We start from the raw sequence: 13,382 nt of genomic DNA, 5'->3' as shown, positions 1-13,382 counted from the left end.
TTTATAAGGACAATTCTCTCAGATAATTATGTAAGTACAGCACTGCCGTCTCTGGATCTGTGAAAAGCTGTTCTGAATACGGCACAAACAGCTGCTTACTCTTATAGTCTGCTTTCAGGCATTCATGCCACATCGGAGTGCCATCTGCAAGAAGCGGCTGCGGCACAAACAGCCCGGCTGCGCGGGTGTAGCACGTTTTGGCGGTTGCCTTCTTGCGGGCGGAGCGATCCACATACTGACCGACACTTTTGTGGATGGCGCAGTCCTCGTAGATCATATAGTAATAATTCTCATAATCGTTGTAAAATCGTTTCAGCTCCCCGGAATATAATGGAAGGTCGAGCGTCAGGCGGTTTCCTTCCGCCGACAGCTCCAGATCACCGATGGAAAACTGGAATCCGCTTGTCAGAGAGACGGGACTTTCATAGTGAAGCAGCAGGTGCTTTTCTGAGTTTCCGTCCGCATATGGGATATCACGGCTTTCTGAACCTTTGAAAGAAAAATCGCCGGTCAGAAAGTCCGGGTAGGCGAGAATCGGCAGAATCTGCGGCATTCCCTTTAAGTCATCCTCGTTATGGAGAATCAGAAGGTGTTTCAGCAATTCAGAGTGCGTCTGTAAATATTCACCGTAAACCTCGATGAGCTGACCGCCGTTGTACTTATCTTCGCGGGCAATGCCGAGGAACCGCTCGATGCTTTTCTGTTTCAGATTTTCAAGTCCCAGCAATTTTTTTAATGGGCGTATTTTCTTATAAATATCAAAACTTTCAACCGCTTCAAAATTCCAGTCCTTTTTATAAAAAACACAGCGTTTCGTCAGAAATGGAATGTCAAACCCGTCGCCGTTGAAATGGACGAGGATGCGCTTTGTCCGGAGAAGTGCAAAAAAAGCGTCGAGAACCTCTTCCTCTGCATCCCTCGTCTCGGCAAAATACTGGGTCAGAATCCAGGTGTTTCCGTCGTGCCAGACGCAGCCGATCAGATAGACCGAGGCGTAGTCGCCGGAAAAGCCGGTTGTCTCGATATCGAAAAAGAGCAGATCGGAGATAGCTCCTAACCGTTTGGGCGGATAAGAGGAAGTAAAGGTCAGCGGATTTTGAATGGTGATCATTTGGCAGTATCCTCCTGTGTCAGTTTATAATGTCCGCCCCAGATCCGCATTGCGTCGGGGATTGGTTTCAGACTGTAACCTATGGCGTTATTATAAATTCATCGGAAGTGAAAAGCAACCGTTTAAAATGACAAAACAATAACACACCCGGTATCGTGAAATATCCGTTCTGGCAGTTGAGTAAAAAGAAAAACAATTTGTAAACCTTCAGTGGTACAAGTTTGGCAATCTTTTGAAATTCCGATATACTAGAAAATGTCGGAAGTGACAGCGGGAAATGTGGTTGTACCAATATGGCAATTCGGGAATTTTTGGCGGAAAGACTGGCAGATTATGAGATCCCGCGCGAATTTGCCTTGCTAAAGGAGTTTTCAAAGACTGAAAGCGGAAAGATTCGTAAAAAAGAACTGTGAAAATTGCTTTTTCTTGTCGAAAAAAGAAAATGATTTATTGTGCAAAATGACAAAAGCGACGTTGACAAAATTGGAAAAGAGTGGTATATTTACATACAGCAATCAAACTATTTAATGTAACGGTTGTGAACGTGACCGGAGAGCTGCTTTCTGTGGGGGAAAAGCGGCTCTCTTTTTATATATGTTTGACTTTTTGTATAGTGACAGCTACAATAAATTCGTAACTGTTCAGTACCTTCACAGTCACGCGCAAAAATCCATTTAAAATTGCCTACGGCAATGGGATTTTTGCCTGCTGGCCCATGTTTTCGTACGGTCAGCGCAGTAAATGCGCAGACCTACTGAACAGTTGCTATGTTTTTAAAAATTATTTATAAGGGAGACAAACCATATGATAAGAGATGGCTTTATCCGGGTTGCCGCGTCAACGCCGGAAGTGAAGGTGGCAGATGTAGAGTACAACCGGGAACAGGTTTGTGAACAGATAGAGGAGGGGCGCAAAAAGGGCGCTTCGATTATGGTATTTCCAGAGCTGGTGCTGACGGGATATACGTGCGGTGAGCTGTTTATCCAGAAATCGCTGCTGGCGAAGGCAAGGGAAGAGCTTAGGAAGCTGATCGCCTTTACATCTGGCGATACAATGCTTGTATTTGTAGGACTTCCGTGGGAATACAACAATAAATTGTACAATGTAGCAGCGGCGATCCAGGATGGAAAGCTGCTCGGTCTGGTTCCGAAGAGATGGATTCCAAACTATTCTGAATTTTATGAGGGACGTTATTTCAACCCGGGCTGGGAAAAGACAATTGACGTTTCCTGGGACGGTTATCAGGTGCCAATGGGAATGAAGCTTTTATTTTCCTGTGACAATGTGGAAAATCTCGTCGTGGGGGCGGAGATCTGCGAGGACGTCTGGGTTTTAAATCCACCGAGTATTGCACACGCGTCGGCGGGGGCAACGGTGATCGTCAACTGTTCTGCCAGCGATGAGGTGACAGGCAAGAGCGAGTACCGTAGAAGTCTGATCAGCGGTCAGTCGGCGCGGCTGCTCTGTGCGTATATTTACGCCAATGCGGGCGAGGGAGAGTCTTCCCAGGATCTCGTTTTTGGCGGCCAGAATATTATCGCTGAGAATGGCAATATCCTGTCGGAGTCAGCGCGATTTGAGAATCAGACGATCTACGCAGATATCGATTTGGAACGTCTGGAATGTGAGCGCCGCCGGATGACGACCTATCAGACAGAAGGCCGTGAGGATTACCGGTTTGTAAGCTTTACGCTGGATCGGAAACCGCTTGCGCTGGAGCGCGCGATCGATCCGACCCCGTTTGTCCCACACGATGCGGGCAGCCGGAACCGCCGCTGCGAGGAGATCCTTTCGATCCAGGCGATGGGATTGAAAAAACGTCTCAAACATACCGGATGTCGCCATGCTGTCGTTGGTATTTCAGGCGGTCTGGATTCAACGCTGGCACTTTTAGTAACCGTGCGCGCCTTTGATCTGCTGGGGATTCCACGTGAAAATATCCTGTCTGTGACGATGCCGTGCTTTGGTACGACTGACCGGACGTACCAGAATGCCTGCCAGCTCACGAAAAAGCTGGGTGCAACCTTGAAAGAAGTCGATATCCGAGAGGCAGTTACGATCCATTTCCGTGACATTGAGCAGGATCCGTCGGTTCATGATGTAACGTATGAAAATTCACAGGCACGCCAGAGAACGCTGGTTCTGATGAACCTTGCCAATAAGATCGGCGGTCTTGTCATCGGTACCGGCGATATGTCGGAGCTGGCGCTTGGCTGGGCGACCTACAACGGCGATCATATGTCGATGTACGGTGTCAACTGCTCGGTTCCGAAGATGCTGGTGCGCCATCTGGTGCGCTATTATGCAGATACCTGTGGCGAGAAAGAGCTTTCTGATATTCTGCTGGATGTACTGGATACGCCGGTCAGCCCGGAGCTTCTGCCGCCGGAGGAGGATGGAAAGATCGCACAGAAAACGGAGGATTTGGTTGGTCCTTATGAGCTGCATGATTTCTATCTCTACTATATATTAAGATTCGGCTACCGTCCGGGCAAGATTTACCGCTTGGCGCGTCAGGCATTTGACGGTGCTTATGATAAGGAAACGATCCTTAAATGGCTGAAGGTGTTCTACCGCCGTTTCTTCAACCAGCAGTTTAAGCGTTCCTGCCTGCCGGATGGTCCGAAGGTAGGTTCTGCTGCAGTATCGCCGCGCGGCGACCTGCGTATGCCGAGCGATGCGTGCAGCCGCCTGTGGCTGGAGGAGCTGGAAACACTGGATGAGGATTGCGTTTACGGAGTGCCGGAGACGAAAGCGGCAGGAGGCAGCCTGTGATCGCGAGCACGGGCAACGCCCGTGTCAGAGCGGTGACGGCGCTTGCAAAGAAAGCAAAAGCAAGACGGGAACAGGGTGTCTTTTTGGTGGAAGGTCCGAAGATGTTCGGGGAACTGCCGGTGGAGAGACGCCGCGAAGTCTATGTGTCGGAAAATTTTCTGCGCCAGCAGGGGGAAAGAGCAGAAAAACTGCTGGCTGGCTGCCGGTATGAGACGGTGACGGATGAGGTCATGCGCCATATGTCGGACACCCAGACACCGCAGGGGATCCTGGCGGTAGCGGAACAGTTTTCCTATCAGCTCTCAGATGTGCTGAAAAATAGCCCGGACGGAAAGGCACCGGAGCTTGTGATTCTGGAGACGCTGCAGGATCCGGGTAATCTGGGAACAATCCTGCGTGCCGGAGAGGGGGCGGGTGTGACAGGCATCATTCTTGACCGTGGTTCAGCTGATATTTACAGCCCGAAGGTCATCCGTTCCACGATGGGCTCGATCTACCGGGTGCCGTTTATCTACACGGACGACCTGCATCAGACGATCGGGGAAGTAAAAAAGCAGGGAATCCGCCTCTATGCGGCGCATTTAAAGGGGAAACATAACTACGAAGAAGAAAATTATACAGGTCCGTCCGGCTTTCTGATCGGAAATGAGGCAAATGGTCTGACCGAGGAGACGGCGGCGCTTGCTGACGCGTGGGTGAGGATTCCGATGGCTGGAAAGGTTGAATCCCTCAATGCAGCGGTGGCGGCTTCGGTGCTGCTGTTTGAGACGGCACGGCAGAGACGGCAGTAAATTGCTTTTTTGAAACAATGTTTTAAGCCGGATAGTTTGTGCAAATAGAGAGCTGTGAAGAAATAAATTGAACTGTAGATCGATATGTTCCATTAAGAAGTTTGTAATAAAACTGTAAGTTCAAAAACAGAGCTGATTGGTTGATAAATGTCAGAAAATATCGTATACTAGTTTTAAGATATCAGGGTCAAAAGACCTATATGGAAGGAGGGGATGACATGGCAGTATGGTGTGTCTGGCTGGCGGTGTTTGTAGTGTGTATCGGGCTGGAAGCAGCGTCGATGGCGCTGACTTCGATCTGGTTTGCTGGAGGCGCTCTGATTGCGTGTGTTCTGTCGATCGCGGGAGTGAATCTTTACATCCAGATGGCGGTGTTTGTCGTTGTTTCATTCCTTCTTTTGTATTCAACAAGACCATTGGCACTCCGGTATATCAATCAGAAGACGGTGCGGACCAATGTGGACGCGCTGGTGGGTAAAAAAGCGCGGGTAACCGCAGAGATTGATAACGACGAGGCGAGAGGGACGGCGATGGTGTCCGGCCAGGAATGGACGGCACGCTCGGCGGATGGAAGCCGGATTCCGAAGGATACGATGGTACAGATTCAGGCGGTCAGCGGCGTCAAGCTGATTGTCAGCAAATGTAAGGAGGAATAGGAAATATGGGAGCATTTATCAGTTTTCTTGTCATTGCGATTGTGGTACTTCTGATTTTGTCATCCTGTATCCGGATCGTGCCGCAGGCACAGGCATTAGTCGTAGAGCGTCTGGGTGCTTATCTGGAGACATGGTCGGTTGGCGTGCATTTCAAGGTGCCGTTCATTGACCGCGTGGCAAAAAGAGTCATTTTAAAAGAGCAGGTTGTAGATTTTGCACCGCAGCCGGTTATCACGAAAGATAACGTTACGATGAAGATTGATACGGTTGTATTTTTCCAGATCACGGATCCGAAGCTGTTTGCGTATGGTGTTGAGAACCCGATCATGGCGATCGAGAACCTGACGGCGACCACCCTTCGAAATATCATCGGTGATCTCGAACTTGACCAGACCTTAACCTCCCGTGAGACGATCAACACGAAGATGCGCTCTGCACTCGATGTGGCGACAGACCCGTGGGGAATCAAGGTAAACCGTGTTGAGTTGAAAAATATCATTCCTCCGGCAGCCATTCAGGATGCGATGGAGAAACAGATGAAGGCAGAGCGTGAGCGCCGTGAGTCCATTCTCCGTGCCGAAGGCGAGAAGAAATCGACGATCCTGGTAGCTGAAGGTAAGAAAGAGTCCGCGATTCTGGAAGCAGAAGCAGAGAAAGAAGCGGCGATCCTGCGTGCAGAAGCACAGAAGGAAAAGATGATCCGCGAGGCAGAAGGCGAGGCGGAAGCGATCCTCAAAGTCCAGAAAGCGGAAGCAGACGGACTTCGCTTCATCAAGGAAGCAGGCGCGGACAATGCAGTGCTGCAGCTCAAGAGCCTGGAGGCATTTGCCAAAGCAGCGGACGGCAAGGCGACGAAGATCATCATCCCGTCCGAGATCCAGGGCATTGCCGGTCTGGTAAAGGGTCTGACGGAAGTTGGCACGGATGTTCAAAAGGCAGAGTAGCCGGGAGTGAGCGGCTCTAAGTTATAAAAAAAGGTATAAGAAAAGGCTGATGGTTATGTAAAGCAGGAACCGCAGCCTTTTTCGAGTTCTTTTTTGACAAGCCTGCGGACATTCGGTATAATATCCCATGGTGATATGTATACCCATATATGTTGATGAAAGGGTATATGCAAGAAGCTATGTGCTATATGAAGAATGAGGCTGTTGTTTGCGAATATAAGTAAGGAGTGGATGCGTTGAACCTGCAGGAAAAAAGAAAGAAAAGCGCGAATATCGCGTTTGCCCTGGATATGCTTCATATCGTAGTGGGTATATTGATCGTGATATTTGCGGTTCTTGCGTTTCTGAACCCGGATGAAAACCGGATTTTGTTTCCGGTAATCTTTCTTCTGGCGGCGGTACTGAATTTTGCCAATGGCTATGACCGCTATCGCCGGGGAAGGGGAAGAAAGCATCTGCGGACCGGCGGAATGATCCTGATGGCAGTGGGAGCCGGATTGTTCCTTTTATGTATTGTCAGTACACTTACAATATGGTGGGGGTAATAAAAGTGAAAACAGAAGTTTTGCGAATGTTAAAAGAAACGGATGATTACCTGTCCGGACAGGAGATCTGTGAGCGTTTAAATGTATCACGGACGGCAGTCTGGAAAGTTATCAAACAGTTGGAGACAGAAGGATATGAGATAGAGGCGGTCCGGAACCGCGGTTACCGGCTGCGTTTCCTGGGCGATGTTCTCAGCCAGGCAGAGCTGGAGAGCAGCATCGACAGCGAGTGGGCTGGAAAAAATATTTTATATTTTGACGAGACGGATTCAACCAATACCGAGATCAAGAAAGCGGCGGAGAAAGATGCCCCGCACGGTACGCTGGCAGTCGCGGATTATCAGTCGATGGGAAAGGGACGCCGCGGAAGAAGCTGGGCGGCGCCGCATGGCGTCGGCATCTGGATGAGCCTGCTTCTGCGCCCGGAGCTTCCTCCGACCTGCGCGTCGATGCTGACGCTGGTGGCGGCTCTGGCAGTTGCCGACGGGATTCGGGAGGTTTGTGATCTGGAGGCAAAGATCAAGTGGCCGAACGATATCGTCGTCAATGGAAAGAAGGTCTGCGGTATCCTGACCGAGATGAGCACGGAATTAGAGTGTATTAATTATATCGTGACTGGTATTGGTATCAACGTGGCAAATCACGAGTTCCCGGAGGAGATTCGGGATGTGGCAACGTCTCTGTATCTGGAGACAGGAAAAGAAGTGCGCCGCAGCCAGCTTATCGCCGCGATCATGCGTGCGTATGAGGGATATTATGATAAATTCATGGAAAACCAGAACATGAAATCTCTGATGGACGTTTATAACAGCCGTCTGGCAAACTGCGGTACACAGGTGCGCGTCCTGTCTCCGGGCAATGAGTATACGGGCATGGCGCTCGGAATTGACGAGATGGGCGAACTGCTGGTCCGCACAGAAGACGGAAAGGTGTGCAAGGTGATCTCAGGAGAGGTATCTGTCCGGGGCATTTACGGATATGTATAAAGATTTTTATGCGTCGTTGAAGCCTTTAGAGGGGGAAATACCTTATGCGGAAGAAGAGAGGCTGGCGGCATCCGGCGCTCCATTGCTCTCCTGGTACCGGAAAAACCGGCGGCTTCTTCCGTGGCGGGAGAATCCGGAACCGTATTCGGTCTGGATTTCGGAGATCATGCTGCAGCAGACGCGGGTAGAGGCGGTCAAACCGTACTTTGCCCGTTTTATGGAAGCACTCCCGGACATCACCTCGCTCGCGCAGGTGGACGAAGAGCGGCTTTTGAAGCTGTGGGAGGGACTTGGGTATTATTCCAGAGCCCGGAACCTAAAAAAGGCAGCGGTCTGCCTGATGGAAGACTACGGCGGTCAGATGCCTGCGTCGCGGGATGAGATATTGAAACTTCCGGGCATCGGAAGTTATACGGCCGGGGCAGTTGCGTCGATCGCGTATGATCTGCCGGCTCCGGCGCTGGATGGAAATGTGGTGCGTGTTTTGACACGCCTGTTTGCTGACCCACAGGACAGCACGAAGCCGGCGCTTCGAAAGGAATATGAGCGGCGCCTGGAGGCGGAACTTGTGCGCCGGACGGAGGAAAGAGATTTCTATTTGTCAGCCGGTGATGATGTCGGTGAGGTTTCCACGGCATTACGGTCAGAAGAGCTATTTCATCCAGGTGAATATAATCAGGCATGGATTGAGCTGGGCGCGCTTGTCTGCATCCCGGGCGGACGTCCGCTCTGTGAGAAGTGCCCGCTGGAATCCCTTTGTCTGGCGCACCGGCGGGGAGAGGAGGAGCAATATCCGGTCAAGCCGCCGAAAAAGCCGCGCCGGATCGAGGAAAAAACGGTCTGCCTGATTGAGTGGGAGGATACGGTGGCGATCCGCAAGCGCAGCAGCAAGGGATTGTTGGCGTCCCTCTACGAATATGTCAATCTGGACGGAAAAAAGAGTGCGGAGGAGGCAGCGAAAGAACTGGGGATCGCGGAGGCGGATATCAGGGAAATCGAGGATCTGCCGGATGCAGTCCACATTTTTTCCCATGTTGAATGGCATATGTGCGGACGCAGAATCCGCCTGAAACGGGCATCCGGCTATCAGGATAAAACAGTTTTGATGGTGCGCCGGGCGGAGCTGCAGGATCGCTATCCGATCCCCAATGCATTTCGCGTGTATACAAATATATTAATATGAAATACTGTTAGTGTGGGGGAGCAGGAGAAAGGGCGATTATGAAAAAAATGCTTTTTATCATCAATCCGAGATCTGGCAAAGAACAGATTCGAAGTCGTCTTCTTGAAATTTTAGATAGTTTTGTAAAGGCGGGCTATGGACCGTCTGTTTATATTACGCAGGGCCCGAAGGATGCGGAGTATCAGGCGGCGCGTGCGAAAACGAAGGAATTGGTCGTGTGCAGCGGCGGGGACGGTACGCTCAACGAGGTGGTATCGGGGCTGATGACGATCACCCCGGAAAAGCGTCCGGAGTTAGGATATATCCCGTCGGGTTCCACGAATGATTTCGCATCCAGTCTGGGACTTCCGAAAAATATGCGGAAAGCGGCGCAGACAGCTGCGCTGGGAAAACCATTTCTGGTGGATGTCGGTGTATTCGGCAAAAACCGGTATTTCGTCTATGTGGCGGCGTTCGGAGCATTTACGGAGGTATCCTATTCGACCCCGCAGGAGACGAAAAATATTTTGGGGCATCAGGCATATATGCTGGAAGCCATCAAACGCCTGACAGGGCTTAAATCCTACCGGATGCGCCTTACGTGGGAACATCTGGGGGAGCAGAGAGAATTGGAAGAGGAATTTATTCTGGGAATGGTGACCAATACGACCTCGATCGGAGGTTTTAAAGGACTGGTTGGTATGGACGTGGCGCTGGATGACGGGGAGTTTGAGGTGCTTCTGGTCCGGAAACCGCGCACGCCGCTTGACATTGCAAGTATTGCTGCTTATCTGATTCAGAGAGAGGGCGAAAATGAATGCGTATTCAAGTTCCGCACCTCGAAACTGACGGTACAGTCGGAGGAGCTGGTGGACTGGTCGCTGGACGGTGAGTTTGGCGGAAGCCAGACAGAGGTCGTGATTGAAAATAAACCAAGAGAGATTGCGATCAGGGTGCCTGAAGTTACGGTTCGCGGGTAGGCACTTTTGGAACCGAAAGTGCCGTAAGAAAACGTGGTGGCAGCAGGAATTTGCCGTATTTAAATGCGAAGCCACGGCAAATTGCGTTACTGGGCACGTATGCGTGAACAGTAACTGCCTAAATAGAAATAGATCGAAAAATTTCGAAAATTGTTGAAAAATAGAATTTAATCGTATATAATGTACTTTCGGGATATTGCAGGGAAAGGTGCAGGGAAATAAAAGCACACAAACAATCGAGGGACAATATCACGTTAGATATAAAGAAACTTCTAAGCGAAATAAATCGAAAGGACGTTAATTCGTGGAGAAAGAAAATTTTTTAGGTAAGTTAAGGAAACTGGTAGAGTTAGCAAAGTCCAAGCAGAACGCGCTGGACGTGACAGAGATCAATAACTTTTTTATGGGCGATAATCTGCAGACAGAGCAGATGGAGCAGATTTACAATTATCTGGAGCAGAATAATATTGATGTCATTCCGGAGGTGATCGATGATTCGATTCTCAAGGAAAATGATTCGATGCTCGATGATGATGTGGATGATGAATTCCTCAAGAACGAGGAAGAGGATATCGATCTGGATGCGATCGATCTGTTAGAGGGAATCGGCACGGAAGATCCGGTCCGCATGTACCTGAAAGAGATCGGTACCGTTCCGCTTTTGAGCGCGGAGGAGGAGATCCGCCTTGCAAAGCGCAAAGCAGAGGGGGATGTGAATGCAAAAGAGCGCCTGATTGAGGCAAACCTGCGCCTGGTTGTCAGCATTGCAAAGCGCTATACAGGACGCGGCATGAGCTTCCTGGATCTGGTTCAGGAAGGCAATCTGGGTCTTATTAAGGGCGTTGAGAAGTTTGATTATACAAAGGGTTATAAGTTAAGTACATATGCGACCTGGTGGATTCGTCAGTCTGTTACAAGGGCTCTGGCGGATCAGGCGAGAACTATCCGTGTCCCGGTGCATATGGTAGAGACGATCAACAAGATGTCCAAGATGCAGCGTAAGCTGACGCTGGAACTGGGCTATGAGCCGTCGGTGGCAGAGCTTTCCGAGGCGCTTGGCATGTCCGAGGATAAGGTCATGGAGATCATGCAGATCGCACGTGAGCCAGCTTCCCTGGAAACCCCGATCGGTGAGGAAGACGATTCCAATCTGGGTGATTTCGTAGCGGACGGCAACGTGGTAACGCCGGAAGGGAATGTAGAATCTGTTATGCTGCGTGAGCATATCGATGCATTGCTTGGAGACCTGAAGGAGAGAGAGCGTCAGGTTATTATTCTCCGGTTTGGTCTGGAGGACGGACATCCGAGAACCCTGGAAGAGGTCGGAAAAGCATTCAACGTAACGAGAGAGCGTATCCGCCAGATCGAGGCAAAAGCACTTCGTAAATTAAGAAATCCGGTCCGGAGCAAGCGGATTCGCGATTTCCTGTAAGAGTTGTATCATTTTGATAAAAAGGGGAATTTGTTTGGAATTTCCTGAAAGGTTTAATAAAAAGATAAAGCAGTTTGTACCCGTCCGTGGGTACAGGCTGCTTTTTCAAGTTTTGAAGAATATGAATTATTGTGCATATCTTCATATGACGTCTAAGGATGGAAATGATGTTTGTCAGGAAAGAAGCGTTTCGGATAGAAGCATCGTGTGCTGCATGGAAAATGCACGGACAGATGGGAACTTATAGAAAGAGGAGAGAAAAATGTCGGAACCAATGAAAAATCCGCCAGCCAGAAAGACACAGACGGCGAAACGGAATTATCAGAAAGAAATGGAAAAAGTGCTGGATGCAGCAGTCCGGGACGGCAGAGTTCCGACTTTATTTCTCCACAGCTGTTGTGCGCCGTGCAGCAGCTACGTGCTGGAATATCTGTCGCAGTATTTTTCGATTACGGTGTTCTACTACAATCCGAATATTTCACCGAAGGAGGAATATGAGGCGCGCACGGAGGAGGTACAGCGGCTGATCCGGGAGCTTCCAGCGGTGCATCCGATCCGGTTTGTAGAAGGAAAATACGACCCGGAATGCTACTATGAGGCAGTCCGGGGGCATGAGAAGGATCCGGAGGGCGGCGAGCGCTGCGGTATTTGTTTTGAGATGCGCCTCCGGGAAGCGGCGAAGCTGGCAGCCGAGGGCGGCTATGACTGGTTCACGACGACCCTCACGATCAGTCCGCTCAAAAATGCCGGGCGCCTCAATACGATCGGGCAGGCGATGGGAGAAGAGTATCATGTGGCATTTCTGCCGTCGGATTTCAAGAAAAAAGAGGGATATAAGCGCTCGATCGAGCTGTCGGCGCAGTATCATCTATACCGGCAGAATTACTGCGGATGCGTGTTCTCGAAGCGGGAGCGTGAAGAGCAGATGCAGAAGGAGAGGCAGGAAACATCGTGATTTGCGGGGCGATATGTTTGGTCGAAGATGAGTTTGTATGGATGATTGCCTGTAGCTGTGAAAGTATGAAACGGCTGTGAGGGGAAAAAAGTGGTACTGTTCACAGGTAGGCACTTTTGGAACCGAAAGTGCCGTAAGAAAACGTGGTGGCAGCAGGAATTTGCCGTATTTAAATGCGAAGCCACGGCAAATTCCGTTACTGAGCACGTATGCGTGAACAGTAACAAAAAAGTTACAAGAAAAGATGGAAACAGAAAGGAAGAAACGCAATGTACCGCTTATGTATATTTGATTTGGATGGAACTCTTTTAAATACGGTTTATGCGCTGACTTATGTGACAAATTTAACATTGGATGCATTCGGACTGCGCCATGTTACACCGGAGGAAACGAAACGGATCGTGGGAAATGGATACCGGATGCAGATGAAGCGCGCGCTGGTGCTGGCGGGGGATGAGAAGCTGGTTCATTATGAAGCGTCGCTTCCGATTTATATGGAGAATTTCTCTAAATACTGCCTGAAAGACGTAGAGCCATATGATGGTATCCGGGAACTGCTGGCGTCGTTAAAAGAGATGGGTGTACATGTGGCTGTCCTTTCGAACAAGCCGCATGATCAGGCAATTGTGAATATTGAGACATTCTTTGGGAAAGGATATTTTGATGTGGTGCGCGGCGAGCAGGCAGGAACGCCGAAAAAACCGGCTCCAGACGGGGCGTTCGCCATCTGCCGGGAACTGGGTATAAAACAGGAAGAGTGTCTGTATCTGGGCGATACGAATACAGATATGGAAACTGGGCTGAATGCCGGAATGGACACGGTCGGCGTGCTCTGGGGCTTCCGTAACAGGGAAGAGCTGGAAGGCTGCCACCCGCAGTATATTGTGGCACATCCGTCGGAAGTAGCGGAGATTGTGAAGAAAAAGAGTGAGTCACATGGAAGAATGGAGTAGTGTCTGTGTTTGTTCATAGCTGTGAAAAGAGAAACAGTTGTGAAAGAAAATGATATTTGAAATAGTAATTCGAAATGTTTATTGAAAAACAT

At 49.9% G+C, this 13,382-nt stretch carries 12 protein-coding genes; 11 read left to right on the top strand and 1 reads right to left on the bottom strand.

From position 1 onward, the window contains the following. Position 1 precedes the first annotated feature (1 nt). Entirely contained in the window at positions 2-1,111 is a 1,110-nt protein-coding gene (locus DWZ76_RS04845) for a ribonuclease H-like domain-containing protein (RefSeq protein ID WP_118472060.1), read from the bottom strand. Between the two features lie 807 nt (positions 1,112-1,918). On the opposite strand from DWZ76_RS04845, the gene DWZ76_RS04840 reads away from it, so the two are divergent. The 11 genes from DWZ76_RS04840 (at position 1,919) to DWZ76_RS04790 (ending at position 13,290) form a co-directional block, all read left to right on the top strand. Further along, positions 1,919-3,886 carry an NAD(+) synthase gene (locus tag DWZ76_RS04840; protein WP_182431274.1) on the top strand — a complete coding sequence of 656 codons (1,968 nt, stop codon included), beginning with the start codon at positions 1,919-1,921 and terminating at the stop codon, positions 3,884-3,886. Beyond that, positions 3,883-4,677 carry an RNA methyltransferase gene (locus DWZ76_RS04835; protein WP_118293277.1) on the top strand — a complete coding sequence of 265 codons (795 nt, stop codon included), beginning with the start codon at positions 3,883-3,885 and terminating at the stop codon, positions 4,675-4,677. Before DWZ76_RS04840 ends, DWZ76_RS04835 begins: the two co-directional genes overlap by 4 nt. Before the next feature lie 218 nt (positions 4,678-4,895). Next, positions 4,896-5,333, top strand: a complete 438-nt coding sequence (locus DWZ76_RS04830) for an NfeD family protein (protein ID WP_118468002.1) — start codon at positions 4,896-4,898, stop codon at positions 5,331-5,333. Positions 5,334-5,338: 5 nt separating this feature from the next. Continuing rightward, complete coding sequence (locus tag DWZ76_RS04825; protein ID WP_118472058.1) at positions 5,339-6,277, top strand: SPFH domain-containing protein; 939 nt, start codon at positions 5,339-5,341, stop codon at positions 6,275-6,277. Positions 6,278-6,513: 236 nt separating this feature from the next. Continuing rightward, entirely contained in the window at positions 6,514-6,822 is a 309-nt protein-coding gene (locus tag DWZ76_RS04820; protein ID WP_022359804.1) for a DUF6637 family protein, read from the top strand. A gap of 5 nt (positions 6,823-6,827) precedes the next feature. Next, a complete protein-coding gene (locus DWZ76_RS04815; protein ID WP_118472057.1) occupies positions 6,828-7,808 on the top strand; it encodes a biotin--[acetyl-CoA-carboxylase] ligase in 981 nt (326 codons plus the stop codon). Continuing rightward, positions 7,801-8,991 carry an A/G-specific adenine glycosylase gene (locus tag DWZ76_RS04810; RefSeq protein WP_118472056.1) on the top strand — a complete coding sequence of 397 codons (1,191 nt, stop codon included), beginning with the start codon at positions 7,801-7,803 and terminating at the stop codon, positions 8,989-8,991. Before DWZ76_RS04815 ends, DWZ76_RS04810 begins: the two co-directional genes overlap by 8 nt. 38 nt (positions 8,992-9,029) lie before the next feature. Next, the gene (locus DWZ76_RS04805) at positions 9,030-9,950 is read left to right on the top strand and encodes a YegS/Rv2252/BmrU family lipid kinase (protein ID WP_107000161.1); all 921 of its coding nucleotides are present in this window, start codon (positions 9,030-9,032) and stop codon (positions 9,948-9,950) included. Positions 9,951-10,254: 304 nt separating this feature from the next. Further along, the gene (gene rpoD / locus DWZ76_RS04800; protein WP_022359808.1) at positions 10,255-11,382 is read left to right on the top strand and encodes an RNA polymerase sigma factor RpoD; all 1,128 of its coding nucleotides are present in this window, start codon (positions 10,255-10,257) and stop codon (positions 11,380-11,382) included. A 262-nt stretch (positions 11,383-11,644) separates the two neighbouring features. Further along, complete coding sequence (locus DWZ76_RS04795; RefSeq protein ID WP_022359809.1) at positions 11,645-12,337, top strand: epoxyqueuosine reductase QueH; 693 nt, start codon at positions 11,645-11,647, stop codon at positions 12,335-12,337. Between the two features lie 269 nt (positions 12,338-12,606). After that, on the top strand, positions 12,607-13,290 hold the full coding sequence (locus DWZ76_RS04790) for an HAD family hydrolase (protein WP_118472055.1): 684 nt from the start codon (positions 12,607-12,609) through the stop codon (positions 13,288-13,290). Positions 13,291-13,382 lie beyond the last annotated feature (92 nt).

The organism is Clostridium sp. AF35-15 (assembly GCF_003477745.1).
GTDB lineage: Bacteria > Bacillota > Clostridia > Lachnospirales > Lachnospiraceae > Otoolea > Otoolea fessa.
The sequence above is the reverse complement of the archived record's forward strand: the minus strand, read 5'-3'. Positions and strand labels throughout refer to the sequence as shown.

Coding starts and splice junctions, on each gene's coding strand:
- DWZ76_RS04845 (WP_118472060.1), bottom strand. CDS start 1,111: ATGATCACCATTCAAAATCCGCTGACCTTTACTTCCTCTTATCCGCCC.
- DWZ76_RS04830 (WP_118468002.1), top strand. CDS start 4,896: ATGGCAGTATGGTGTGTCTGGCTGGCGGTGTTTGTAGTGTGTATCGGG.
- DWZ76_RS04825 (WP_118472058.1), top strand. CDS start 5,339: ATGGGAGCATTTATCAGTTTTCTTGTCATTGCGATTGTGGTACTTCTG.
- DWZ76_RS04810 (WP_118472056.1), top strand. CDS start 7,801: ATGTATAAAGATTTTTATGCGTCGTTGAAGCCTTTAGAGGGGGAAATA.
- DWZ76_RS04805 (WP_107000161.1), top strand. CDS start 9,030: ATGAAAAAAATGCTTTTTATCATCAATCCGAGATCTGGCAAAGAACAG.
- DWZ76_RS04795 (WP_022359809.1), top strand. CDS start 11,645: ATGTCGGAACCAATGAAAAATCCGCCAGCCAGAAAGACACAGACGGCG.
- DWZ76_RS04790 (WP_118472055.1), top strand. CDS start 12,607: ATGTACCGCTTATGTATATTTGATTTGGATGGAACTCTTTTAAATACG.